The 21,543-nt window shown below is 62.4% G+C and carries 25 protein-coding genes and 1 pseudogene; 6 read left to right on the forward strand and 20 right to left on the reverse strand.

Going from position 1 to position 21,543, the window contains the following annotated elements; all coding sequences use genetic code 11:
* Positions 1 to 153: 153 nt before the first annotated feature.
* The 5 genes from AC0L2U_RS03015 to AC0L2U_RS03035 form a co-directional block, all read right to left on the reverse strand.
* Entirely contained in the window at positions 154 to 2,031 is a 1,878-nt protein-coding gene (locus AC0L2U_RS03015) for an ABC-F family ATP-binding cassette domain-containing protein (protein WP_127268152.1), read from the reverse strand.
* A 124-nt stretch (positions 2,032 to 2,155) separates the two neighbouring features.
* On the reverse strand, positions 2,156 to 2,605 hold the full coding sequence (locus tag AC0L2U_RS03020; RefSeq protein ID WP_127268153.1) for a Ros/MucR family transcriptional regulator: 450 nt from the start codon (positions 2,603 to 2,605) through the stop codon (positions 2,156 to 2,158).
* 162 nt (positions 2,606 to 2,767) lie between these two features.
* Entirely contained in the window at positions 2,768 to 2,971 is a 204-nt protein-coding gene (locus AC0L2U_RS03025; protein ID WP_024504288.1) for a hypothetical protein, read from the reverse strand.
* Entirely contained in the window at positions 2,964 to 3,890 is a 927-nt protein-coding gene (locus AC0L2U_RS03030; RefSeq protein WP_127810835.1) for a DMT family transporter, read from the reverse strand. The genes AC0L2U_RS03025 and AC0L2U_RS03030 overlap by 8 nt, the downstream gene beginning before the upstream one ends.
* A gap of 45 nt (positions 3,891 to 3,935) precedes the next feature.
* A complete protein-coding gene (locus AC0L2U_RS03035) occupies positions 3,936 to 4,769 on the reverse strand; it encodes a hypothetical protein (RefSeq protein ID WP_189526205.1) in 834 nt (277 codons plus the stop codon).
* A gap of 110 nt (positions 4,770 to 4,879) precedes the next feature.
* Between AC0L2U_RS03035 and AC0L2U_RS03040 the strand changes: the two genes are divergently transcribed.
* Entirely contained in the window at positions 4,880 to 5,839 is a 960-nt protein-coding gene (locus tag AC0L2U_RS03040; RefSeq protein WP_027037936.1) for a LysR substrate-binding domain-containing protein, read from the forward strand.
* Positions 5,840 to 5,950: 111 nt separating this feature from the next.
* Here AC0L2U_RS03040 and AC0L2U_RS03045 read toward each other — a convergent pair whose 3' ends face one another.
* Positions 5,951 to 6,463, reverse strand: a complete 513-nt coding sequence (locus tag AC0L2U_RS03045) for a DinB family protein (RefSeq protein ID WP_127810836.1) — start codon at positions 6,461 to 6,463, stop codon at positions 5,951 to 5,953.
* A gap of 59 nt (positions 6,464 to 6,522) precedes the next feature.
* Here AC0L2U_RS03045 and AC0L2U_RS03050 point away from each other — a divergent pair, with 59 nt between their 5' ends.
* Positions 6,523 to 7,215, forward strand: a complete 693-nt coding sequence (locus AC0L2U_RS03050; protein ID WP_127397433.1) for a glutathione S-transferase family protein — start codon at positions 6,523 to 6,525, stop codon at positions 7,213 to 7,215.
* 11 nt (positions 7,216 to 7,226) lie between these two features.
* Here the strand turns inward: AC0L2U_RS03050 and AC0L2U_RS03055 are convergent, their stop codons facing one another.
* Positions 7,227 to 7,487, reverse strand: coding sequence for a DUF2934 domain-containing protein (locus AC0L2U_RS03055; RefSeq protein WP_127331827.1), 261 nt, complete (start codon positions 7,485 to 7,487; stop codon positions 7,227 to 7,229).
* Between the two features lie 383 nt (positions 7,488 to 7,870).
* Between AC0L2U_RS03055 and ndk the strand changes: the two genes are divergently transcribed.
* Entirely contained in the window at positions 7,871 to 8,293 is a 423-nt protein-coding gene (gene ndk, locus AC0L2U_RS03060) for a nucleoside-diphosphate kinase (RefSeq protein ID WP_013532476.1), read from the forward strand.
* A 65-nt stretch (positions 8,294 to 8,358) separates the two neighbouring features.
* Here the strand turns inward: ndk and AC0L2U_RS03065 are convergent, their stop codons facing one another.
* From AC0L2U_RS03065 to AC0L2U_RS03090, 6 genes are all read right to left on the reverse strand, one after another.
* On the reverse strand, positions 8,359 to 9,123 hold the full coding sequence (locus AC0L2U_RS03065; RefSeq protein WP_127397431.1) for a YbaY family lipoprotein: 765 nt from the start codon (positions 9,121 to 9,123) through the stop codon (positions 8,359 to 8,361).
* Between the two features lie 110 nt (positions 9,124 to 9,233).
* Positions 9,234 to 9,710, reverse strand: a complete 477-nt coding sequence (locus AC0L2U_RS03070; protein ID WP_127267617.1) for a molybdenum cofactor biosynthesis protein MoaE — start codon at positions 9,708 to 9,710, stop codon at positions 9,234 to 9,236.
* Position 9,711: 1 nt separating this feature from the next.
* On the reverse strand, positions 9,712 to 9,969 hold the full coding sequence (gene moaD, locus AC0L2U_RS03075; protein ID WP_127267618.1) for a molybdopterin converting factor subunit 1: 258 nt from the start codon (positions 9,967 to 9,969) through the stop codon (positions 9,712 to 9,714).
* A 1-nt stretch (position 9,970) separates the two neighbouring features.
* Positions 9,971 to 10,567 (reverse strand): CDP-diacylglycerol--glycerol-3-phosphate 3-phosphatidyltransferase, encoded by a 597-nt coding sequence (gene pgsA, locus AC0L2U_RS03080; protein WP_023673449.1) that lies wholly within the window; start codon positions 10,565 to 10,567, stop codon positions 9,971 to 9,973.
* 97 nt (positions 10,568 to 10,664) lie between these two features.
* Positions 10,665 to 12,728 carry an excinuclease ABC subunit UvrC gene (gene uvrC / locus AC0L2U_RS03085; protein ID WP_127267619.1) on the reverse strand — a complete coding sequence of 688 codons (2,064 nt, stop codon included), beginning with the start codon at positions 12,726 to 12,728 and terminating at the stop codon, positions 10,665 to 10,667.
* Entirely contained in the window at positions 12,725 to 13,489 is a 765-nt protein-coding gene (locus tag AC0L2U_RS03090; RefSeq protein WP_473601380.1) for an SDR family oxidoreductase, read from the reverse strand. The genes uvrC and AC0L2U_RS03090 overlap by 4 nt, the downstream gene beginning before the upstream one ends.
* Positions 13,490 to 13,902: 413 nt before the next feature.
* Between AC0L2U_RS03090 and AC0L2U_RS03095 the strand changes: the two genes are divergently transcribed.
* The gene (locus AC0L2U_RS03095) at positions 13,903 to 14,565 is read left to right on the forward strand and encodes an outer membrane protein (RefSeq protein ID WP_027037944.1); all 663 of its coding nucleotides are present in this window, start codon (positions 13,903 to 13,905) and stop codon (positions 14,563 to 14,565) included.
* Between the two features lie 117 nt (positions 14,566 to 14,682).
* On the opposite strand, the gene AC0L2U_RS03100 is transcribed toward AC0L2U_RS03095, so the two are convergent.
* Entirely contained in the window at positions 14,683 to 15,279 is a 597-nt protein-coding gene (locus tag AC0L2U_RS03100; RefSeq protein ID WP_127319025.1) for a glutathione S-transferase family protein, read from the reverse strand.
* Between the two features lie 126 nt (positions 15,280 to 15,405).
* Between AC0L2U_RS03100 and AC0L2U_RS03105 the strand changes: the two genes are divergently transcribed.
* Together AC0L2U_RS03105 and AC0L2U_RS03110 are read left to right on the forward strand one after the other, a co-directional pair.
* A complete protein-coding gene (locus AC0L2U_RS03105) occupies positions 15,406 to 16,278 on the forward strand; it encodes a hypothetical protein (protein WP_473601381.1) in 873 nt (290 codons plus the stop codon).
* Positions 16,279 to 16,743: 465 nt separating this feature from the next.
* On the forward strand, positions 16,744 to 17,055 hold the full coding sequence (locus AC0L2U_RS03110) for a transcriptional regulator (RefSeq protein WP_292336759.1): 312 nt from the start codon (positions 16,744 to 16,746) through the stop codon (positions 17,053 to 17,055).
* An 18-nt stretch (positions 17,056 to 17,073) separates the two neighbouring features.
* Here AC0L2U_RS03110 and AC0L2U_RS03115 read toward each other — a convergent pair.
* The 6 genes and pseudogenes from AC0L2U_RS03115 to AC0L2U_RS03140 all read right to left on the reverse strand — a co-directional run.
* Positions 17,074 to 17,391: pseudogene (locus AC0L2U_RS03115) on the reverse strand (LysE family translocator); the annotation flags it as partial.
* A 28-nt stretch (positions 17,392 to 17,419) separates the two neighbouring features.
* Positions 17,420 to 18,256 carry a DMT family transporter gene (locus AC0L2U_RS03120; protein WP_292658885.1) on the reverse strand — a complete coding sequence of 279 codons (837 nt, stop codon included), beginning with the start codon at positions 18,254 to 18,256 and terminating at the stop codon, positions 17,420 to 17,422.
* A complete protein-coding gene (locus AC0L2U_RS03125) occupies positions 18,253 to 18,834 on the reverse strand; it encodes a TetR/AcrR family transcriptional regulator (RefSeq protein WP_292658882.1) in 582 nt (193 codons plus the stop codon). The genes AC0L2U_RS03120 and AC0L2U_RS03125 overlap by 4 nt, the downstream gene beginning before the upstream one ends.
* 133 nt (positions 18,835 to 18,967) lie before the next feature.
* Entirely contained in the window at positions 18,968 to 19,420 is a 453-nt protein-coding gene (locus AC0L2U_RS03130) for a hypothetical protein (protein ID WP_127380799.1), read from the reverse strand.
* A 193-nt stretch (positions 19,421 to 19,613) separates the two neighbouring features.
* On the reverse strand, positions 19,614 to 20,468 hold the full coding sequence (locus AC0L2U_RS03135) for a 23S rRNA (adenine(2030)-N(6))-methyltransferase RlmJ (RefSeq protein ID WP_292658879.1): 855 nt from the start codon (positions 20,466 to 20,468) through the stop codon (positions 19,614 to 19,616).
* 62 nt (positions 20,469 to 20,530) lie between these two features.
* Positions 20,531 to 21,136, reverse strand: coding sequence for a hypothetical protein (locus tag AC0L2U_RS03140; protein ID WP_127810843.1), 606 nt, complete (start codon positions 21,134 to 21,136; stop codon positions 20,531 to 20,533).
* Between the last annotated feature and the right edge of the window lie 407 nt (positions 21,137 to 21,543).

Here is a 21,543-nt window from a genome sequence, read left to right on the forward strand (position 1 = left end):
CCGCCCGCCCGGGCCGGGGGGGGGGCCCTCCCTCCCCCCCGCCGCCCTCCGTGGGGGGGGGGGGGGGGCGGCCCCGCTGGGGGGGGGGCCGTGGCGCAGACCCCCACCCCGCTCCGCTTCGCGGATCGACCCTCCCCACAAGGGGGAGGGTAATCACTCCGCCGTGCCTTCCTCATACTCTGCCGACATGGTCAGCCACTTTTCCTCGTGGCCGGCCAGCGTCTGGGCCAGTTGCGAGCGCTCCTTCGCCAGCCGTGTCGCCGTCGAGGGATCCTTCTCGTAGACCGCCGGATTGGACAGTTCGTCCTCAATGCCGTCGATGCGCTTGCGAATGCGGTCCATCAGCGCTTCAGTGGCGCGGATCTCCTTGGCCAGCGGCTCGAAGGCAGCGCGGCGAGCCGCCGCATCGCGGCGGCGGTCGGCTTTTGATGCCTTGTCGGCCTCGCGCTTGCCGCGGCGGTCGCCGGAGACGCCGGTGACCAGCGTCTTGTAGTCCTCGAGATCGCCGTCATAGGGGTTGACCGCGCCGTCCTTGACCAGCCACAGGCGGTCGGCGGTTGCCTCCAGCAGATGGCGATCATGCGAGATCAGGATCACGGCGCCGGGAAATTCGTTCAGGGCATGGATCAGCGATTCGCGGCTATCGATGTCGAGATGGTTTGTCGGTTCGTCGAGGATGAACAGGTTTGGGCCCTCGAAGGCCGACAGCCCCATCAGCAGCCGCGCCTTCTCGCCGCCCGACAGATCCTTGGCGGCGGTGTTCATCTTCTCGGTCGTGAGGCCGAACTGGGCGACGCGGCCGCGCACCTTCGATTCCGGGGCCTCCGGCATCAGCCGGCGGACATGCTCGTAGGCGTTTTCGTCCGGCCGGAGGTCGTCGAGCTGGTGCTGGGCGAAGATCGCCACCTTCAACCCGGGCGCCACCGTCATGGTGCCACTCTCCTGCTTGAGCCGGCCGGACAGCAATTTGGCGAAGGTCGACTTGCCGTTGCCGTTGGCGCCGAGCAGCGCGATGCGGTCGTCGGCGTCGATGCGCAGCGTCATCTTCTTGAGGATCGGCTGACCCTCGGTGTAGCCGACATTGACGTTGTTCAGCGCCACGATCGGCGAGGCCACCGTCTTCACCGGCTCGGGGAAGGAGAACGGCCGCACCGAATCGTTCACGAGGGCCGCGATCGGCTTCATCTTTTCCAGTGCCTTGATGCGCGACTGTGCCTGTCTCGCCTTGGAGGCCTTGGCGCGGAACCGCTCGACGAAGGATTCCATGTGCTTGCGCGCGGCCTCCTGCTTGACCCGGCCCTTCTCCTGCAATTCCTTCTGCTCTGTATATTGACGTTCGAACTGGTCGTAGCCGCCGCGCCAGAAGGTCAGCTTCTTCTGGTCGAGGTGGACGATCGAATTGACGGCGCGGTTGAGCAGGTCGCGGTCGTGCGAGATCAAAAGCACGGTGTGCGGATATTTCGACACGTAGTTTTCCAGCCACAGCGTGCCTTCGAGATCGAGATAGTTGGTCGGCTCGTCGAGCAGCAGCAGGTCCGGCTCGGCAAACAGCACCGCAGCAAGCGCCACGCGCATGCGCCAACCGCCGGAGAAGGACGAGGCCGGACGCCGTTGCGCAGCGTCGTCGAAGCCCAGGCCTGCGAGAATGGTGGCGGCGCGGGATTCGGCTGAGTGCGCGTCGATATCGGCCAGCCGCATATGGATGTCGGCGATGCGGTGCGGATCGGTCGCCGTCTTTTCTTCTTCGAGCAGCGCCGTGCGTTCGAGATCGGCCTTGAGCACGATCTCGATCAGCGCATCCTCGGTGCCCGGCGCTTCCTGCGCCACCTGGCCGATGCGGGTGCTCTTCGGCAGGCTGATCGAGCCTGTCTCGGACGGGAAATCGCCGGTGATGGCCTTGAACAGCGTCGTCTTGCCGGTACCGTTGCGGCCGACAAGGCCGGCCTTGGTGCCGGCCGGCAAGGTCAGCGAGGCATGGTCGAGAAGCAGGCGTCCGGCCATGCGGAGCGATAGGTCGTTGATGATCAGCATGGCCGCGCTTTTGCACCGGACATCAACGCTTCGCAAGGCCTTGCCGGCCAGTTGGCCGCACAAGGCCTCGAAACGACGCCAGCGAGGGCGTCGTCAAAGCAGCCGAACAGTGGCTTGCCTGCTCTCAGGCAGTCGCCTTGCGCTTCGTTGCCTTGGCGACAGCGGCCGGCGCTGCTGCCGGCTTGCGGCCAAGTCCCGTCGACTTTGCCAGCGCCGATCGCGTCGCCGAGTAGTTTGGCGCAACCATCGGATAGTCCGGCGGCAAGCCCCATTTGGCCCGATAATCGTCCGGGCTCAGGCCGTAGTCGGTCCGCAGATGCCGCTTGAGCGACTTGAACTTCTTTCCGTCCTCAAGGCAAATGATGTAGTCGGGAAACACCGACTTCTTCGGATTGACTGCCGGAACCAGGTTTGGAGTTTCCGCGACAACTGCACCAGCGAGCTTGCGAACCGAAGCACTGACGCTGGCAATCAACTCAGGCAGGCCGGCAGCAGGAAGCGGATTGTTGCCTACATAGGCCGAGACAATATCGGCCGTCAGCTCGATAACGGTCTTATCATCGATATTTGACAATTCTTTCACCTTATTTGCGACAAAATCCTCCACCCCAGCGAAGACTTGTGTCGATGTATCTCTTTAACCGCGTCCCCCAACGGACCGCCAAGTCTCATAAAAGAATGAAGAATCGGCAAAAATAGCATTCATGCGAAATCGACGCCGTGCAAATTAGAAAATCTAATACTTGGAACCAGCAGACTTAGCGGCAGGACTTTCGTCCAATATCTCCAGAATACGCTTCCAGCGGGCGCAACGCGCGAAATCCTTTTGTTCTATGGCCTTTTCGGCCCTCATCGCGGCGTAGAGCGGTGCCTCGGCGCCGAATTCGTCGATCAGCCAATGCGCTTCCTGAATGGCCAGACGCTCATTCTCGTCAAACATGGTTTTCGACCTCCGAACGTTCCACACCGACCGCGACACAACTGCCGATGACGAGGATGGCTCCGACAATGGCCGTCACCGTCAGCCGTTCGCCGGATAAGGTCAAAAGCAGGGTCGAGGCGATCGGCGTGAGATAGGCGACCACCGCGACCCTGCCGCTGCCTTCAAGCTTCAAGGCGCGCGACCAGAAATAGTAGCCCAGGCCCATCGGACCGGCGCCGAGATAAAGGCCGAGGGCCAGATCCCCGCCGACGGGCCAGGTGAAACCGTCGCGAGCGCACCACAGAAACATCAAAGCGACGCCAATCAAAGACGATGGCAGCAACAGGCGATCCGCTGGAGTGGCCACCCGTCCCACCATGATCGAATAGAAGGCCATGCATAGCGCGGACCCGAATGCGGCGAGATAGCCGACCAGATCGCCTTCGAACCAGGATTGGTTGCGCCCTCCCGAAATCACCAGTGCAACGCCGATGAAGCCCACCACCGCGGCGAGACCCAACAGTGCCGGACGCCGCGGATTTTCCAAGGCAATGACTGCCGCCGCGACCATCAACGGCCAGGTGTAGGCCACCAGATTGGCCTCGATCACCGGCATCGAAGCGAAGGCGATGTATTGCAGCACCATGGTGCCGACCAGGCCGATGAAGCCGACCGCGAGAGAGATGAGCGCCGCCCCGGCGGTGACCGGTACTACTCTTTCGCGGCTCATCAATCTGATAGCGGCGAAGACGAGTGCTGCGCCTGCAAATTGCAGGAACTGGACCTGCGACACCGGGTGGCTGGCCAGCAGGGATTTGCCGACCAGGGCATTGGTGGACCACAACGCCACCGCACCGGCAGCGAAGACCAACGCGGATATCGAGCCGGATCCCTGCCGAAACAATCGGCATGGGACTCTATGTTGCTGTTCGACCATGATCCTGTCCGAAAACCGGTTCCGACTTATCGGGGTCATGGTTCATTACCATGATTCCCTGGCGCCGCCCGGAACCGGTGCCTCGACGGCGGTGGGCACGGGATGCTCCGCCTCGAACCGACGATAGGCCGGCAGCTGATTGGTCCAGACATCTTCGGCCAGTTCGCTGACCCACTCACGGTCGTGGTCGTTGTCGGCGGCGAGATAGAACATTCTGTTATCGTCGACATAGGGCTTGGCCACCGAGCGCTGGTTGAGCACCAGCGTGACGCGCTCGCCGAACCGGATCGGAGCGGTGCGATGCAGGACGCCCAGGAATTGGCCGAGCGTCGCGTAGTTCATCTTGTGATCGATGCGCATGACACTGTTGCGCGGGATTTCGCGGCCGGCTTCGATAATGGCGCGGCCGGTTTCGGAGTCGTCGCAGTAGATTTCGAGGTGGCCGCCGACCAGCGGATTGCTGATCGACAGCGGAATGAGCTCTGTGACCGGAACGCCATCGCAATGCCACTCCACGGCGCCGTCCTTTGGATTCATGAAGGTGACCGTCGAGCCGACGATCGATAGCGGATAGGGCTCCAGCTTGGTGCCCATCATGTCGGACAGCCGCTCCAGGCGCAGCTTGTCATGCAGCAATTCCTTGATCTGGGGGATGAAACGGTCGGCCCCGGTGATGAAGGTCAGATCGAGGTGCTTGTGCACGGCATGGCTGGCCTTGAGCTTCAGGGCAGCCTCCTCGATAGCTGCAAGCAGTGCCGGGTCATAGCCGTGCAAATATTGCGCGACACCGAAACTCGACACTTTCCAGGCGGTTTCATGGCCGATAATGGCTTCGCGGCTCATCGCATAACGCAGTTCGGGAATGGTATGGGCGTTCATTGTACTTCTCCAGGATGGGGGCAACACTTGGTAAACAGTCGATTAATTCACCCACCCCTGTAAAATTAGGAATGCTGGTGCTAGTGTAAGCCAAGCTTAAGGTCGAAACCGTGCGTCTGCTCAGTCAGGTCAACCTCAATTCGCTTAAAATCGTGGAGAGTGCTGCGAGGCACGGTAATTTCACGCGTGCCGGCGAAGAACAGTTTATTACCGCTTCAGCGGTCAGCCAGCGCGTGAAAAGCCTTGAGGATCAGCTTCGTTTCAAGATTTTCCAGCGCGGCGGCAATGCGGTGTCGTTGACGCCGGAGGGCGAGACCTATGTCTCGCGCGTTCGCGAGGCGCTGGAGCGAATCGTCGCCGCCAGCATGGAAGCGACCGGGCAATCGCAGGAGCATGTGCTAAAAATATCGGTGCTGCCGACCTTTGCGGCACGCTGGCTGTTTCCGCGCCTGCCGCTGTTCCAGCAGCAATATCCCGATATCGTAATGCGGGTCTCGACCTCCTACGCGACGCATGAGTTCACGGCCTCGGAATTCGATCTCGAAATCCGTTATGGCGACGGTCACTTTCACGGGCTGCAATCCGATCTGCTGTTTCGCGAAGACCTGACACCGGTGTGCAGCCGCAAGCTGTTCCACGAAGTTCTCGGCGATAAGCGGCTGTCGAAGGTGACACCGGACGACCTCAAGCACTTCACCCTGCTGCATTCCGACACCTGCACCCAGAATTGGCAATCCTGGCTTGGTTTCGCCGGCGCCAGCTTCGTGCTCAGCGAGACCAAGAGCATCTATTTCGACTCGTGCATGATGTCCTACGAGGCAGCCAATTCCGGGATGGGCTTTGCGGTGGCCAACCGTGCCTATATGGCCAGCGACATCCGCGCCGAAAGGCTGGTGGCTCCCTTCGCCGTCCACCACCCGAACACGGCTGGTTGGTATTTTGTTTCCCCGCTGAGAGGCCTTGCCGCACGCAAGGTCCAGTTGTTCAAGCAGTGGGTGATGGCGGAAGCGGCTCTGACGCAGTGCCAACTGGACAGCGAAATCAGGGGCGAGGCTTCGACGGCCGCCTGAATCTCGGGCAAGTATCCGGTGTGCCGGCTAATTTCAGATGCAAAGACAATGCTGCAGCACAAAATGCAGCGATAGTAGGCGCAAGCTCTTCGACCTTCGGACGGCACCGAATCAGGCGAAAGCTCTGCCCTCCTCGGTCCGCTGAAAAAGCATCAGGTCCAACCCCAGGCTTGGCCGTCCCAGGATGGTCAGGATCGTATGCGCCTGGCCGCGATGGTGGGTCTGGTGGTTGAAGACATGATCCAGCGCCGGCGCCAGCCTTTGCGAGACGGTGCGCATGTCCGAAACGGTCATGTAGGTGAAGCGGCCCGTCAACGCCTTGTCATTGAGGCCGCCGACCCAATCGATGATCCTCCTGTCCTCGGCTTCACGCGCCGCCCGCAGGCCGGTCAACCCCCAATGCAGGATGGCATCCAGTGTCGTCGGCGCGTCGCCCTCGCCGGTGAAGCGCTTCATCCAGATCCGGTCGGCCGTCAAAAGGTGGTTGAGCGTGCCCATCATCGAGCCGAAGAAGGCGCCGACATCGCGGTTGAATTCCTCGTCATCGAGTTCGGCGGCGGCATCATAGATGCGACCGTTGGCCCATTGATTATAGGCCGCAAACATCATGAAATGCTGTCTCATGGCTTCCCTCGGCTCACGTCGATGCGGGGCCTACCTAACCCGCAGGAACGCCGCCGCCAATGACCATTCTGCTCTATGATCTCGTCGGACGCGACACCACACGTCCGTTCAGCCCGCATTGCTGGAAGGTGGTGATGGCGCTTGCCCACAAGGGGCTCGACATATCGACCGTACCGACGCGCTTTCTCGAGGTGCCCGCTGTCGAGGGCGGCGTTTCGAAAACCGTTCCGGTGATCCGGGACGGCGAGACGGTCGTCGCGGATTCCTTCGCCATCGCGCTCTATCTCGATGAGGCCTATCCGGACCGGCCGACGCTGTTTGGCGGTGAAGGCGGCAAGGCGATGGCGCGCTTCGTCGAACGCTGGTCGCAAGTGACCATTCATCCCTACGTGACCACCGCGGCGATCATGGACCTCCATGCCATGCAGGACGCGGAAAACGCCGTCTATTTCCGCCAGAGCCGGGAGCAGCGTCTTGGCAAGCGGCTGGAGGAGGTGAAGGCCGCCAGGGAAGCTGGGCTCGGCAATTTCAGAGCCTCGCTGGAGCCATTGCGCTCGATGCTCTCCTATCAGCCATTCATCGGCGGCGCGGCGCCGCTGTTCAGCGACTATATCGTCTTCGGCGCCCTGCAATGGGCGCGCATAGCCTCGCCCTACCAACTGCTCGACGACGGCGACGTGGTGGCGCAGTGGTTCGCCCGCTGCCTCGACCTGCATGGCGGGCTGGGACGAAAGATCGCCGCCGCGGCTTGACGCCGTAAAGCTTACTTGGCCGCCGCCTTCTTTGGCTTGCCGGCCTTCGTGGCAGCCTTTGCCTCCTTGGGGGCGGCCTTTGCCTTGGCGGCGCCAGTTGCCTTCCTGGTTGGCTTTTTGGCCGCCGACTTGCCCGCGGCGTCCTCCTGGTCGACATCGGCGGCCGCCTGATGCCAATGGCGCTCATGATGTCCAGCCGGCTGGCCCTCTTGCAGCCAGAGCTGGTGCGCACGGTTGCGAATGCGTTCCTGACGATCGTCTGTCATGGTCATGGTGTCTCCATACGGCCCGACCTCAGCGCGGCGCCGACACGCGAGTATAGCAAGCAACGCGTTGCTGTGTAGCCGTCTGATCTCGGCTTCGGGAGCACAGAAAAGCGCAGCGGCCTGCCCTTCGCTATCGCTCCCTGCCCTTCGGGCGTTCAAACCCTTTGAAAGGTCCACTGGACCTTCAATCCGCCCGAAGGCGGACCGGGCTTTCACCGTTCGTCGCTCGGAGCCAAGCAATTGGCTTTCCGTCCGCTTCGCGGACCATCCCTCACCCCTTTGGCCTCACCCCTTTGGCCTCACCCCTTTGGCCTCACCCCTTGGCAATGGGCCGGGCGGCTTGTATAGAGCCCGCCACTCTCAATTCCATTCTCAGACAAGGACGACCCATGGCGCTCGAACGCACATTTTCCATGATCAAGCCGGACGCAACCCGGCGCAATCTCACTGGTGCCATCACCAGGATGCTGGAAGAGGCAGGCCTGCGCGTCATCGCCTCGCGCCGGGTCTGGATGAGCCGCCGCGAAGCGGAAGGCTTCTATGCCGTCCACAAGGACCGCCCCTTCTTCGGCGAACTGGTTGAATTCATGTCGTCGGCACCGACCGTCGTCCAGGTGCTGGAAGGCGAGAACGCCATTGCCAGGAACCGCGAAGTGATGGGCGCCACCAACCCGGCCAACGCCGCCGAAGGCACCATCCGCAAGGTTCACGCGCTGTCGATCGGCGAAAACTCGGTGCACGGCTCCGACGCGCCGGAGACCGCGGCAGAAGAGATCAAGTACTGGTTCTCGGACACCGAGATCGTCGGCTGAGCCGATAGTCCAGACCTTGGATTACGTGAAAAGGCCGGCGTTTCGCCGGCCTTTTTCGTTGGGGGTCAGCTAGCGGCGCTGAAGCGCAGGATCTCGCGGCCATCCTTGTCTGATATGATGAGCTTGCCGGCATCGACACGGTATGACGCCGCCTTGGCCAGCGCATCGAACAGCGCCTTTTCCTCGGCCATCACCTCGGGCGCACAGGCCTTGTAGGTCGAGCCGATGTCCCTGATCGCGATCGTTTGCCCATCGAGTTTGGCGGTGGCGAAGTAGGTGTTGCAGGGGCCGCTGCCGCCCGCCTTGCCGGCCCCGCTGACCCTGAACGTCGCTTGCGGGGCAGCAATAGCGCCGATGCCGTCGATATAGTCGACCAGCCAGGGCTGGTCGAAGACGGAAGCCGTCGGCTCGGCACTCGGGGTGACCATCTTCAGCATGATGGTCTGCGGCACGTCGGCCAACGGATCGACCTGATGGCGCATATCGGAGATGAACAGCAGCTTGTCGTCGACGGTGATGCGGGCTTGCAACGCGTAAGTCATCTGCGACCGGATGACCGAAGGGTCGAATTTGATCTCGAAGCTGATCGGCACCTGGCCTGCCGGCTTTACTTGCTGCTCACCGATGATGGTGGCCGGCGCGTCGGCCAGCGACACGTCCGCCAGCTGGACGGAGAGCACGGCACTGGGCGGCAAGGCAATGCGCTCGCGATAGATCACCTCGCCTCTCACGGCCCTTTCGGTGGCAACAGACTGCTCCGGAACGGCCAATATGCCGACGACCAGAGGCACGAAACCGAAGATCAAGAACTCCGCGATCCTGTCCAGCATGACCATCTCCCTCACCCCGGGCTGCCAATGCCCCGGGCTGCCAATGCCGAGGCTGACCAATCCCGCCAATTGGCCAAAGGATTGCGGTCAATGCATGGCTGCGGCGGATCTTATTCGGACTGATACCAGCGTTGCGCGGCGTTTGCATCGGCTTCCTTGGCCTCGACCCAGCCACCCTCCGAGCCGTCAGCCCGATGCTCCTTCTTCCAGAAAGGCGCGCGCGATTTGAGATAGTCCATCAGAAAATTCGCCGCCTCGAACGCCGCATGGCGATGCGCCGAGGCTGCCACCACCAGCACGATGTTCTCGCCGGGCGCGATCTTCCCGTGGCGGTGGATGGCGGTGAGCCCCTGCAATGGCCAACGCTCGACCGCTTCAACAGCGATGCGGGCGATTTCCGCTTCGGCCATGCCGGGGTAGTGTTCGAGCTCGAGCGCTGAGAGCGCGCCCTGCTCGTCGCGGCAAAGGCCGGAGAAGGTCACCACGGCGCCGATATCGGCGCGGCCTTGCGTCAGTCTGGCGATCTCGGCGGCGACGTCAAAATCCTGGCGCTGAATGCGCACGACAGGCAAGACCGCGCCGCTCATGTCAGCCCCCGGTCATCGGCGGGAACAGCGCGATTTCGCGGGCGCCCGCGATCTTCTCGCGGTGCTCGACATGTTCCTGGTTGATGGCGACGCGGATCACGTCGGGATATTGCAGAGCGTGCTCGTAGCCATCGCCGCGCGATTTCAGCCAGCGCAGGAGATCGGTCACCGTCTCGATGCCCGCAGGCAGGTCGACATCCTCCTCAGCCATGCCGATGCGTTCGCGCACCCAGGCAAAATAGATGAGCCGTGTCGTCATCTCACTCGTCCATGATGTGCTTGAGGCCGGCGCGGAAATAATCGTAGCCGGTGTAGAGCGTGACCAACGCCGCGATCCACAGCAGAACCAGCCCGGTCTGCGTGGTCAGCGGAAAGATCTTGTCGCCGGCCGGTCCGGCCAAGAGGAACGCTATGGCGACCATCTGGATCGCGGTTTTCCATTTTGCCAACTGCGTCACCGGCACCGAGACTTTCAGCGCCGCCAGATACTCGCGCAGGCCCGAAACCAGGATTTCACGGCACAGGATGATGATCGCCGCCCACAACGACCAGCCGGCAATACCCGCATGGCGATCGGTATCGGCGGCCAGCAGCAGCAGGCATGTGGCGACCAGCAGCTTGTCGGCGATCGGGTCGAGCATCTTGCCGATGTTGGAGGTCTGCTGCCAGGCGCGTGCCAGATAGCCGTCCAGATAATCGGTGATCGAGGCGAGCAGGAAGATGATCAGCGCCGACCAGCGGGCAAAGTCGCTCGACTTCAGATGTCCTTCGAGAAAAAAGCACAGCACCACCAGCGGCACCGCGACGATGCGGGCGTAGGTGAGCATATTGGGCAGGTTGAACGCGCGCTTGGCCATGTCTGGGAAACTCTTTCTGCCTGCCTACTCAAATCAGATGCGAATGTAGGGGGTCAACAGGCCAGATTCGACAGGCCAGATGAAAGTGCCGGATTTTTCAACTCTCGTGGAAATGATTGTAGACCAGTTTCGCCACCTGTTCGGAAATTCCGTCGACTTTCCGCAGATCCTCGATGGCCGCGCGGCTGACCGCCTTGGCGGTGCCGAATGCCAGCAGCAATGCCCGCTTGCGGCCGGGACCGATGCCGCTGATCTCGTCGAGCGGGCTCTTGACCATCTCCTTCTTGCGGCGCGCCCGATGCGAACCGATGGCGAAACGGTGGACCTCGTCGCGCAGGCGCTGGACGAAATAGAGCACGGGATCGCGAACCGGCAGCGAAAACGAGTCCCTGCCTTTGACGAAGAAACGCTCACGGCCGGCGTCGCGGTCCTGGCCCTTGGCGATACCGATGGCCACCACCCGGTCCTCGATGCCGAGATCGGCGAGGATCTTGCGCACCGCGGTCATCTGGCCCTGGCCACCGTCGATCAGGATGACATCGGGCCAGGCCGGGAAGCTGCCGGAGATATCGTCCTCCATATCGTCCGCCGAACCATCAGCCGCATCCCCAGCCGGGACATCGCCATGCTCCTTCAGCAGCCGCGAAAAACGTCGCTCCATCACCTCGCGCATCATGCCGAAATCGTCGCCAGGTGTGATCTCGGTCGAGCGGATGTTGAATTTCCGGTACTGGTTCTTCACGAACCCTTCCGGTCCGGCGACGACCATGGCGCCGACCGCGTTGGTGCCCATGATGTGTGAGTTGTCGTAAACCTCGATGCGCACCGGCGGCTTGGCCAGGCCGAATGTCTCGGCGAAACCCGCAAGCAGGCGTCCCTGGGTGGAGGTTTCAGCCAGCCGGCGTCCGAGCGCTTCGCGGGCATTCTGCAAAGCGTTGTCGGTCAGGTCCTTCTTCTCGCCGCGCTGCGGCACGGAGATCGCGACCTTGCGGCCAGCTCGGGTGGAGAGCGCCTCGGCCAGCAGTTCCTGATCCTCGACGCCATGCGACAGAAGAATGTTCCGCGGCGTCGGCTTGTCGTCATAGAACTGCGCCAGGAACGAACCCAACACCTCGGCTGCTTCCAACGCCGGATCGGCCTTGGGGAAATAGGCGCGGTTGCCCCAGTTCTGGCCGGTGCGGAAGAAGAACACCTGGATGCAGACCTGGCCGCCTTCCTGATGGATGGCGAAGACATCGGCTTCGTCGACGGTCGCCGGATTAATGCCCTGATGGCTCTGCACATGCGACAGGGCCGCCAACCGGTCGCGATAGATCGCGGCGCGCTCGAAATCGAGAGCTTCCGACGCCTGCTGCATGGCGGCCGAGATTTCCGTCTTCACCTTCTGGCTGCGGCCGGACAAGAAGTCCTTCGCCTCGCCGACCAGTTCGGCATAGTCCTGATGCGAGACCTCGCCGGTGCAGGGACCAGCGCAGCGCTTGATCTGATAAAGCAGGCATGGCCGCGTGCGGTTCTCGTAGAACGAGTTGGTGCAACTCCTGAGCAGGAAGGCGCGCTGCAGGGAGTTGATGGTACGGCCAACGGCACCGGCCGAGGCAAACGGGCCGAAATAATCGCCTTTGCGCGACCGCGCGCCGCGATGCTTGTAGATGCCCGGCGAGACATGGTCGCCGGTCAAGAGAATGTAGGGAAACGACTTGTCGTCGCGCATCAGGACGTTGAATCGCGGCCGCAAGCGCTTGATAAGGTTGGCTTCGAGCAGCAGCGCTTCGATCTCGGTGCGGGTGACGACGAACTCCATCGTCGACGTTTCGCGCACCATGCGGCCGATGCGGGTGGTGTGGAAACGGCCTTGCGCATAGTTGGTGACGCGCTTCTTCAGGCTGCGCGCCTTGCCGACATAGAGCACATCGCCGGCAGCGTTCATCATGCGGTAGACGCCGGGCGCATTGGGAAGCCGCTTGACCAGCGTCTGGATCACCTCGGCGCCGATCATGCCTTCCGCGTCGCCGGCATGCGGTGTCCAGTCGATGGCGGTGAAGGCGACATCGGGACCGACGGTTTCAACGATCTCCTCGACCGCCTCGTCCTCGAGGTCGATATCGGGGGGCAGATCGTCGGCGCCGCCGCGCGGCTTGCTTTTGTGGTCTACAGGACTCATTCCGTCATGCCTGTCACATCGGGCGTCTGCCATGCAAGATGCTGGCCGCCATCAAGCGCGATCATCTGGCCGGTGACCGAGCGCGCTTCCCAGAGATAGCGGATTGTGGCGCCGAATTCCGGCAATTCCGGGCCGCGCTTGAGGACCAAGCCATCCACCTGTGCGGCAAAATCGCTGTCGTCCTGACGCGCGTTCTTCAGTGTCGGCCCCGGGCCGATGGCATTGACGCGGATGCTGGGGCCGAGCGCTTGCGCCATCATCTGCGTTGCCGTCCACAGCGTCGATTTGGACAGCGCATAGGAGAAGTAGCGCGGCGTCGGACGCCAGACGCGCTGGTCGATCATGTTGACGATCAGGCCCTCCTGCCCTGCCGGCAACGCCCGGGCGAAATTCTGCGCCAGCAGCGCGGGCGCTTTCACATGGACGGCAAAGTGCCGGTCCCAGGCACGCCAGTCGAAATCTCGAACCGAATCGTCCTCGAACAGCGACGCATTGTTGACCAGCAGCGGGATCGGCCCGAGCGCTGCTTGCACCTGGCCGACAAGATCGTCGACGGCGTCCATATCGGTCAGGTCGGCGGCGACCACGGCGGCGCGGCCACCTCCGGCGATGATTTTGGCAGCCAACGCATCGGCCTCGATGCGCGAGCGGTTGCAATGGATGGCGACGGCAAAACCGTGCGCGGCGAGATCCTCGACGATCGCCCTGCCGATCCGCCTGGCCCCGCCCGTCACCAGCGCCGTGACAGTGGCTTTGCTCATATGGTGTCAATCCTCAATTTCGGCCCGAAAAAGCGGTGCCGGCGAAATATGGCCCGGCATGCGTTAAATGGTGTTCGCACCTTGGGCAGCATTGTGGCGAAGCGGCCGCTTGGACATCCCGGCCCGCCCTGGACTCGGGCGCGCACGACCGCAATATAGGGTGCTGGAGTCCTTGCACCAAGCGGTGTGCAGCGCAGCATGGGATGGTTCCTGCCATTTCGCTGTTGCGAAGATGCAACGTCAAGGTTCTGCCTCATTCGTGCCGGGGAATGACCCAAGTTCAGGTTCGCTTCAGCCGCATTTTGACACGACATTTGGAACCGACGAACGCCAGATCCGTTTCACCCCCCGGACGGGTAGATGGCGATCGTGAGAAACAAGCCTGTGTCCTGTGGCTTAAGGAGTAAAGAACAATGCAAGCCAATCTCAAATTCGCACGGCCGCTGGCCGTTGCGCTTGGGCTCTTCGCCCTCAGCGGAACTGCCTATGCTGCTGACGTGGTTTCGGAAGAGCCGCCGGCACCTGCGCCGATCGCTGAACTTCCGGTGGCTTCGTGGGCCGGCCCCTACGCCGGTCTCAACGTCGGCTATGGCTTCAGCGGCCATACCAAGGAAAAGGATCTGGGTGTTGACAATGTTGACGTCGGCACCAAGGGTTTCGTCGGCAGCGTCTTCGGCGGCTATCAGTGGCAGCAGGAGAACTTCGTCTACGGCGCTGAAGCCGAACTCGGCTACAACGGCGTCAAGGGCGACGAGAACGGCGTCAATTCCAAGGCAGGGTTCGAAGGCTCGCTTCGTGCCCGTCTTGGCTACGCCGTGACCCCGGAAATCCTGCTCTATGGCACCGGCGGTCTCGCCGGAAGAAGCCTGAAGGTCGAAGACGACCTGTATGGTTCGGACCGCGCCACGATGCTCGGCTGGACCGCCGGTCTCGGCACCGACATCAAGCTGACCGACAATGTCTTCGGCCGCGTCGAGTATCGTTACACCGACTTCGGCAGCAAGAGCTTCGACGGCATCGGCAAGGTCAAGGCCACCGACAACCGCGTCACCTTCGGCGTCGGTATGAAGTTCTAAGTCGTTCAAGCCACGACACGAAAAAGCCGGGCCTCGCGCCCGGCTTTTTTTGTGTCTGAGTGATTTTCCCGGTGATCGAATCGATAACCCGGGAAATCAATTCCGGGCAATCGGCTATCAACCAGGAATGCAGGGCTTCAGTTCTGGAAACTTCTCGTCGAAGCGTGCCGCCCATCGCGTCAGCCGGGCGCGACCCTTCTCCCATTTTCCGGCAAAACGCAGCGAGAGATAGCCAAGGCAGGCGCGCAGCGCCATCTGGCCGGCGGTGATCTTCTTCGGCAGCTTCGGCGGGTTGGCATTCAGCAGGTCGAGTGCCGCCGTGATCTTCGCCCACTGGCGATCGAGCCAAGGCTGATAGACCATCTCCTCGGGCCGCGTGCGCCGTTCATAGACCATCGACAGCGCGCAGTCGCAAATGCCGTCGGCCAGTGCTTCCAGCACTTCCGCCTCGAGCCGCTTGTCGGGATTGCGTGGAAAAAGCGCGCTCTTCGACAAACGGTTGAGATGCTGGGTGATGGCGCGACTGTCGTGGATGGAGCGGCCGTCGTCGAGCACCAGAACCGGGATCTTGCCGAGCGGGTTGGCGCCGATCAGTTCGGCCGGTTTGTCGTCGGTTTTGACCGCCACCGTTTCGATGTCGATGCCGGCATAGGCGGCTGCCATGCGCACTTTGGAACTGTAGGGAGAGGAGGACGCATAGAGCAGTCTGGGCATGATCGGTTTCCTGTTTTGCAGGCCGGCAGTGTTGACCGATCAAGCGCGATCGAGCAATGGCCAGAAGCGGAAAACCCGGCCGCCAGCGAGCGGACTCATCGGCCGGGGCCGTTTGGCGAGCGCTCCATGAAGACGGTGCTTGATCACATAGTCGCCGAGTTGCCAGAATCGCAGGGATCACTCAGCCGACAGCCAAGACCGAAGGGCCTCGCGCCGATATTTCATCAAGCGCATGAATGGCACAAAAAGCCCCACCGGACTCCGCCCTATGGCGAAGTCCTGGGAGCTGCGAAAAGATATCCTCCGTCCGCCTCTGTTCTCGCCTTCCGACTGCCAAACGACGAACGGGGCGCCTGTCAGGCACCCGCCCTTGACTGTTTCGGCACCGCCCCCGGCGAGGGAAGACGCGACTACTTCTTGCCGGCCTTCGCGGGTGCTGCCTTCGGCTTGGCCGCAGGTGCCGCTTTCTTCACCGGTGCTGAAGATTTCGCTGCCGCAGCCTTCTTTGCCGGAGCAGCCTTCGCAGCCGGCTTCTTGGCCGGTGCAGCCTTGGCAGGTGCAGCCTTGGCAGCCGGTTTTTTTGCAGGTGCTGCCTTCTTCGCTGCGGGTTTCGCCGCAGCCTTCGCTGCAGGCTTCTTGGCTGGTGCCGCCTTCGCCGCCGGCTTTGCCGCTGCCTTGGCGGGTGCTGCTTTCTTCACTGCCGGTTTCGCAGCAGCTTTCGCTGCCGGCTTCTTGGCCGCTGCTGCTTTTGCCTTGGCCGCCGCGGCCTTCGGCTTGGCAGCGGGTGCTGCTTTCTTCACTGCAGCTGCGACCTTCGCCGTCGCTGCTTTTGCGGGTGCTTTCTTTGCCGGTGCCTTCGACGCCGGCGCTTTGGATGACTGCTTAGCCATGCGATGCCCCTTCCGTTGTGCCGACGGCCGTAATGACCCGGCGCGCTCATGCATATCTGACTCGCGGCTTGCTAGCCAGCGAAGCAATAGACTGATTTTCGCAACTTAACTTTCGGTTACGATCGGCACATGATCGTGCTGATCGTCGCAGAAATTCACTGCTGATCTTCGACCATCGGCTAGAATGTGTCGCCGACATTCTCCACACTCCGCGGGAGCGCTCTTCTCGTGAAGCTCCGAAGATCAGCGAACAGCTTTGCGTGTCGATCTTCGTTCGCCAATATCATGACCACAGCCTCAGCGGTTCGATCATCTCATGCAGGCGGACGATCTATACTGCAATGCGACAGCCGGCCAACGCATCACCTTGTCAAGCTCGATCGCAGACCCGATTGCTCGTGAATTGACAGACAACTCTATATGGCAGAGTATTCTGCACAGCATGCCGGAGTACTTCGATGTCCATCGCACAGGGGCAAATGGCGCTGTCGCCGTTCGAGATTGCCAAGACGGTCCGCCACGGCGGCGGCATGGTTGTCGGTGGCCTCCGGCTTGGCTGCACCGGAGCCGATCGATGAGTGCCGACGAAATCATCCACCAGAGCACTCGGCTCAGGATCATGGCCGCGCTGAACATGCTGGAAAGGCGCCAAACGCTGGACTTCACCGGACTGAAGGCCATCGTGGACGTCACCGACGGGAATCTCGGCGCGCATCTCGATACGCTGGCCAGGGCCGGTTATGTCGACATCGAAAAGCTGTTCGTCGGCCGCCGGCCGCAGACGCGCGTCAAGGCGACCACGAGTGGACGGCGCGCGTTCCGCGGCCACGCCGCATTCCTGCGCAAGATCCTCGATCAGGCCGAGGCGGAGCCGCGCAGGAGATAGCGTGACTGGGCAATCCGCTCAGCGCGCGGCAACTACGGCAACGCCGGCGCCGATCATCACACCGCCGGCCGCGCGGTTTACCCGGCGTACGATCCTTGGCGTGCGCAACAGACTGCGGGCGCGGCCGGCGAGGATGACATGACCGCCGATCGCCACCATTTCAACGGCCACGATCACCATCATCAGCACACCCAGATGAGCAGCATTGAGCGATGCGCCGACGCCGTTAGGCAACAGCGCAACGTAGAACAACGGCATTTTCGGATTGCCAAGATTGAGCGCGATGCCGATGGCAAAAATCGTCAGCAGCCCTCGCCGCCCTGAGACGGGCTGCAGTCCAGAATCTTCGCGATCCGCATTTCCGTCACGGCTGATAGCCGAGGCAGATGGCGCCGAGCGCGACGATGGCGCAGGCGCCGACCCGCCTTGGCGTCAGCATCTCGCCGAGGAACAGGCGTCCGATGAAGGCCGCGAAGACGACGCTGGTTTCGCGGATCGCGGTGATCGGACCTGCTGGTCCGAGCGCGAAGGCCGCGACCACGACACCGTAGGCCAGAAGTGCAAACAGACCTCCGCCCAGCGCCTTCCAGGTTTCAGGCGCGCGCAGATCGACAATGAGCCGGCCACGGCAGGCGACGAAGGCCGCCGGCAGCAACGCGCCGTAGATCAGCAGGACCCATGCGGTGTAGGCGCCGGCATTTCCCGCCGCGCGAACGCCGAGCGCATCGACCGTCGCATAGGCGGCGATGATCGCTCCCGTTGCGACTGCATAGAATATCGATGTCGTGGCGGCCCTGCCCCGTCCGAGTGAAAGGCCCATGATGCCGCCAGCGACCAGCGCGACGCCGACGGTCTGCGGCAGAGTGAGCTGCTGGTTGGCCAGGAAGAACCCGCCGAGCGTGACGAGCAGCGGCACGCTGCCGCGAACGATCGGATAGACCTGCCCCAGTTCGCCATATCTGTAGGCGGCCACGAGAAACAAGGTGTAGCCAACCTGCAGGCAAGCCGAGAGCACGATATAGGACCAGACCGGCGCGGCCGGAAGGTCGTGGAAGAAGGCGAAGGGGATGGCGAGCGCGGTGCTTGAAAAGCTCATGACGGTAACGGTCCACAACCGGTCGGCCCCCGTGCGCAGGAACGCGTTCCAGCTTGCGTGCAGGATCGCCGCAAACAATGCGAGCCCGATGACCAGCGGGCTCATTGCGGCCGGCGCGAGGCGGCGACGATGCCCATGGCCGCCTTGCGGGAGTCGCGAATGGCGGCTTCTGCCTGCCCCATCTGCGCCAGCAAGGTCGCACCTTCGATCAGCATAAGCAGCGTCGCCGCCACGCTCTCGGCGCGGCCGTGCGGCATCATCTCTTCGAGTATAGACTGCATGCGCCGCTTGAGGCCGTTCTTCTGCCTGACAACGGCCTCGAAAATCGGATGCCCGGGATGGCCGAACTCGGCCAGCGCATGTGCGAACAGACAGCCATGGAAATCCGGGCTGCGGAACCAGCGTGCATGCCAGTCGAAGATTTTTCCGATTTTCTGCTCCGGCGGAACGTCCTCCTGGGCGAGCCGGTCGAGTTGGCGGTCGAAACGCATAGCGCGATAGTCGAGCACCTCGACGATCAGTTCGTCCTTGCTGGGAAAGTGGCGATACATCGTCATCTTGGCCACATCGGCTTCGGCGATGATCCGGTCGATACCGGTGGCATGGAAGCCGGCGCGCTTGAAAAGCACGTAGGCCGTGTCAACGACGTGTTGGCGCTTGCCGGAAGCGGACGATGGCGTCATGGAGATTACCTAGTAATGAGACAGGTCTGTCTCACCTCTATGCGACGGATCGAACCTGCTGTCAACGGCACGAAAAAACGCCTGCGGCCGATCAGGCCACAGGCGCGAAAGAGATTGGAAGGGGAAACCGGGTCTAGCGCAGAATGCGGCAGCGGCCGTTGTAGACCATCCAGCGGTCGAAGCCCGAGACGCAGAATTCGACATTGTCGCCGATCGAGGCAAAGCCCTGGCCTTCCTCGATCAGGTACCAGATGGTGCGATCGCGGCCGTCAGACAGGCTGACGGTGGCGCCGCAATAACGGCGACCGATCGGCCAGGTATCGTTGGCCGCCAGATAGCGATGCTGGTGGATGCGCCGGAAATCGGTGATCTGCACGTCAGGCAGATGCGGCACGTGATGCACCTGATAGGAAAAGCGGCTGGTGATCTTGTTCAGTACCCAGGGCTGACCGCAGACCCCGCTGTCTTCATCGGAATAGACCGTAAGATCGGCGGCCTGCACGCTCTGGGTGATACCGAGAGGCGCGGCAAGCGGGGTGCAGAGCGAAATCAGGGCGGCAAGGGCGGATTTGGCGAAGCGAGTCATGGCAGCCTCTCAAGGTCGATTGCGCGCACTGTGCGGATTCGCTTGGCGGCGGTCAAGCGGTTGCGTTGACAATGGTTTCCCAGTTTGAAACCGCTTTTTGACCAAAGCCGAATTTGCACGCACCGGAACGGCTCTGGCACGTTCATATCGAGACCCAAAGGAGCACGGTCACTGGGTCGTCGATGAGCCCGCCTCAAGCCTGCTCGCCGGCCAGCCATTCCAGCGACCAGTGCGCCGGCCGCCCCACCGCAAGCAGCCTGTGCAGGGCCGGCAGCAGCGTCCGCAGCTCGCCCTCCAGCGTGAACGGCGGGTTGACCACCAGCAGACCGCTGCCGTCGAGGCTGGGTTCCGAAGAGGCCGGCCTGATCTCGAACTCGATGTCGAGCAGCTTCGGAATGCCGGATTGCTTCAGCGCCTTGCGGAAGGCAATGATCGCCTTGCGGTCCTTGATCGGATACCAGAGCGCGTAGATGCCGCCGGGCCACCGCTTGTGCGCCCTTATCAGCCCGTCGACGAGGCGTTCGAACTCACCCGCTTCCTCGAATGGCGGATCGATGAGGACAAGGCCGCGCTTTTCCTTCGGCGGCAGATGCGCGCCGAGCGCCAGCCAGCCATCGAGCTCGATGATCCGGGCCTGGAAATCGCCGGCAAAGAACGTCCTCAGCCTCGCGGCGTCCTTGGGGTGCAGCTCGATCGCCGTCAGCCTGTCCTGCTTGCGCATGAGATGGCGCGCAATCAGTGGCGAGCCCGGGTACTTCTGGATGCCACCCTCGGGGTTGAGCGACCGTATAGTCTCCAGATAAGACGCGAGCAGCGCCGCCACCGGAGCGGCGAACGGGGCATCGATCAGCCTGCCGATGCCGCCTTGCCATTCACCCGTCTTCTGCGCCTCGGCGGACGACAGGTCGTAGCGGCCGATGCCGGCATGGGTGTCGACGACCCGAAACGCCTTATCCTTCTGCTTCAGATACTCGAGCAAGCGTGTCAGCACGACATGCTTGACGACGTCAGCGAAATTCCCGGCATGATAGGCGTGGCGGTAGTTCATGGTTTTGTGCCGTTATGCATGTCGTTGTCCCAAAACCGCTGCACACTTTTGGGCGACATGCATCAGCCCCTGCCCCAACGCGGCGGTGGCGGCTGCGAGTTCGGATTTTCCGGCCGGCCGCCACGAGTGCGCAAAGTCAGCAAGAATCCGATCAGGCCGATCGCCATCAGCGCGAAGCCGACCGGCCGTGCACGGCTGTCGATCTCGCCGGCGCCGGAGCGCAGGATGAGATCGACCGCCCGCATCGGTATGTCGTCGGCATCACCCGGTCCAACGGTGAAGGTATAGGGGCCTGGGCTGACGGTCGCGATCACGCCGGCCTCGTCGCGAAAGATCTTGTCGGGCAGTTGCGGGCTGACCTGGCGAGGATTGTCGGAATGGTTGAACTGCAGCGTCGAGGCGAGCACCGTGCGGCCATTGCTTGCGGCGGTCAGCGTCAGCACGGTGCGCTGCTGCGAAACGATGCGCTCTGCTCTTGCGGTCAGGTCGACCAGCACCCGCACCGGCGCATCGCGGCCGGAGAGCGGCACCGTCAGCGGCTTGAAGCGGCCCTGCTCATAGACCCGCCAGGTGCCGATCTCATGGCCGGAGAAGTTGCTCATCGCCCAGGGATAGACGACACCGATGCCGGCGCCGACGAGCAGGATCAGGACAAACAGAAAGCGCATTCAGATCACCATGGCGTATCGTGACCTTGCCAATAGCGCCCCGACGGCCAAAAGGCGATGGCCAGTTGCGGGCAGCCACCTGGAGGTGGGCCGTGCGGGCGCGAGCGCAACCAGATTGGCGGCCTGGCCGCGCAACAATTCAAGGTTCTACCTATGCGCTCAAAAATTAAGCCGAGTATTTCGCGCGCTGCGCTGACATCGCTGTCGGCTCATTCTCGGTCGTCCTTGCTGTCAAGTTTCGATTCTACCTCAAGGGACAGCTTCCGCGTCCGGTCATACATTGTCGTCGATCGAGCCAATATGCTGATTAGTAAAGAGGATTTTCCGCATGCGCCGTGTTTCAGCCCGAGAGACGCTCGCCCCCTCACGTTAACCATCCGCGAGCGCACTTGGTTAAGAAATCACTA

This window comes from Mesorhizobium sp. WSM4808 (assembly GCF_055811675.1).

Excerpts from the sequence above, each read along its gene's own strand:
- AC0L2U_RS03015 (WP_127268152.1), bottom strand. The coding sequence starts at position 2,031 with ATGCTGATCATCAACGACCTATCGCTCCGCATGGCCGGACGCCTGCTT.
- AC0L2U_RS03025 (WP_024504288.1), bottom strand. The coding sequence starts at position 2,971 with ATGTTTGACGAGAATGAGCGTCTGGCCATTCAGGAAGCGCATTGGCTG.
- AC0L2U_RS03030 (WP_127810835.1), bottom strand. The coding sequence starts at position 3,890 with ATGGTCGAACAGCAACATAGAGTCCCATGCCGATTGTTTCGGCAGGGA.
- AC0L2U_RS03035 (WP_189526205.1), bottom strand. The coding sequence starts at position 4,769 with ATGAACGCCCATACCATTCCCGAACTGCGTTATGCGATGAGCCGCGAA.
- AC0L2U_RS03045 (WP_127810836.1), bottom strand. The coding sequence starts at position 6,463 with ATGAGACAGCATTTCATGATGTTTGCGGCCTATAATCAATGGGCCAAC.
- AC0L2U_RS03050 (WP_127397433.1), top strand. The coding sequence starts at position 6,523 with ATGACCATTCTGCTCTATGATCTCGTCGGACGCGACACCACACGTCCG.
- AC0L2U_RS03055 (WP_127331827.1), bottom strand. The coding sequence starts at position 7,487 with ATGACCATGACAGACGATCGTCAGGAACGCATTCGCAACCGTGCGCAC.
- ndk (WP_013532476.1), top strand. The coding sequence starts at position 7,871 with ATGGCGCTCGAACGCACATTTTCCATGATCAAGCCGGACGCAACCCGG.
- AC0L2U_RS03065 (WP_127397431.1), bottom strand. The coding sequence starts at position 9,123 with ATGCTGGACAGGATCGCGGAGTTCTTGATCTTCGGTTTCGTGCCTCTG.
- AC0L2U_RS03070 (WP_127267617.1), bottom strand. The coding sequence starts at position 9,710 with ATGAGCGGCGCGGTCTTGCCTGTCGTGCGCATTCAGCGCCAGGATTTT.
- moaD (WP_127267618.1), bottom strand. The coding sequence starts at position 9,969 with ATGACGACACGGCTCATCTATTTTGCCTGGGTGCGCGAACGCATCGGC.
- pgsA (WP_023673449.1), bottom strand. The coding sequence starts at position 10,567 with ATGGCCAAGCGCGCGTTCAACCTGCCCAATATGCTCACCTACGCCCGC.
- uvrC (WP_127267619.1), bottom strand. The coding sequence starts at position 12,728 with ATGAGTCCTGTAGACCACAAAAGCAAGCCGCGCGGCGGCGCCGACGAT.
- AC0L2U_RS03090 (WP_473601380.1), bottom strand. The coding sequence starts at position 13,489 with ATGAGCAAAGCCACTGTCACGGCGCTGGTGACGGGCGGGGCCAGGCGG.
- AC0L2U_RS03095 (WP_027037944.1), top strand. The coding sequence starts at position 13,903 with ATGCAAGCCAATCTCAAATTCGCACGGCCGCTGGCCGTTGCGCTTGGG.
- AC0L2U_RS03100 (WP_127319025.1), bottom strand. The coding sequence starts at position 15,279 with ATGCCCAGACTGCTCTATGCGTCCTCCTCTCCCTACAGTTCCAAAGTG.
- AC0L2U_RS03105 (WP_473601381.1), top strand. The coding sequence starts at position 15,406 with ATGAAGACGGTGCTTGATCACATAGTCGCCGAGTTGCCAGAATCGCAG.
- AC0L2U_RS03110 (WP_292336759.1), top strand. The coding sequence starts at position 16,744 with ATGAGTGCCGACGAAATCATCCACCAGAGCACTCGGCTCAGGATCATG.
- AC0L2U_RS03120 (WP_292658885.1), bottom strand. The coding sequence starts at position 18,256 with ATGAGCCCGCTGGTCATCGGGCTCGCATTGTTTGCGGCGATCCTGCAC.
- AC0L2U_RS03125 (WP_292658882.1), bottom strand. The coding sequence starts at position 18,834 with ATGACGCCATCGTCCGCTTCCGGCAAGCGCCAACACGTCGTTGACACG.
- AC0L2U_RS03130 (WP_127380799.1), bottom strand. The coding sequence starts at position 19,420 with ATGACTCGCTTCGCCAAATCCGCCCTTGCCGCCCTGATTTCGCTCTGC.
- AC0L2U_RS03135 (WP_292658879.1), bottom strand. The coding sequence starts at position 20,468 with ATGAACTACCGCCACGCCTATCATGCCGGGAATTTCGCTGACGTCGTC.
- AC0L2U_RS03140 (WP_127810843.1), bottom strand. The coding sequence starts at position 21,136 with ATGCGCTTTCTGTTTGTCCTGATCCTGCTCGTCGGCGCCGGCATCGGT.